The sequence below is a fragment of the Mesorhizobium sp. M2A.F.Ca.ET.067.02.1.1 genome (assembly GCF_004023285.1).
Classification (GTDB): Bacteria; Pseudomonadota; Alphaproteobacteria; order Rhizobiales; family Rhizobiaceae; genus Mesorhizobium.
This window is the reverse complement of sequence record NZ_RZSB01001340.1, coordinates 1-674: the sequence shown is the minus strand read 5'-3', so window position 1 is coordinate 674 and position 674 is coordinate 1. Positions and strand designations below refer to the sequence as shown.

General features: G+C 63.4%; 1 pseudogene. It reads right to left on the bottom strand.

Annotated features, from left to right (window positions below):
• Positions 1-51: 51 nt before the first annotated feature.
• Positions 52-674 (bottom strand): annotated as a pseudogene (locus EOA28_RS37695) (hypothetical protein); the annotation flags it as partial.

Sequence of the window (674 nt, the reverse complement as noted above, 5' to 3'; positions counted from 1 at the left end):
GGCCGAGCCACTGCCAGTCCTGTGGAAGCGCTTCTTCGACCATGGCAGGTCTCATGGAGCACACGCCGACTGCGGCATGGGCTGCAGCCGATAAACCTTGTCGTCCGACTTGGTCTTGCCGTCCGCCGCCTTCGAACAGAGATCGACAACCGCCACCGCATTGTTTGGGTTCGCGACCATCATCGTGCCGTTGGGCCCGCGCTTGAGGAAGATCTCCTTCTGCGAGATGTCGCAGGAAAAATCGCTCATCTTGGAGCTTGCCGAGCAGCGCCACTGGTCGGCCTCGCCCTGGCAGGAATAGGTCTGCGTGACCTTTTTCCCCTTCTGCCTGGTCGTCACTGAAACGGCGATGTCGGCCCCGTCGGGCCAGGTCGCGGCATCGCCGCCGGCCGCGAAGGAAGCGAGTTCGACCGGCCCGCGGAAGACGCGGATCGATTGCGTCAGCTGATTGGGATGTGTTTTCAGATGCGCGTCATCATAGTCACGCCCGAAGCAGAAGGGCTGATCGGGCTTCAGGCGCACGCGCAGCGGATCACCCAGCGCCGGGTCGATGGGGTCGATGCGTGCGAACTCCGCCTTGCAGGTCTCGGCCGGCATCGGATCCAGCTTGAAATTGTCGTCCTCGCTGCCCAGCGCCTGCCTGTTGTACTCGGCTTTGCCGAGGTCCTCCTCCG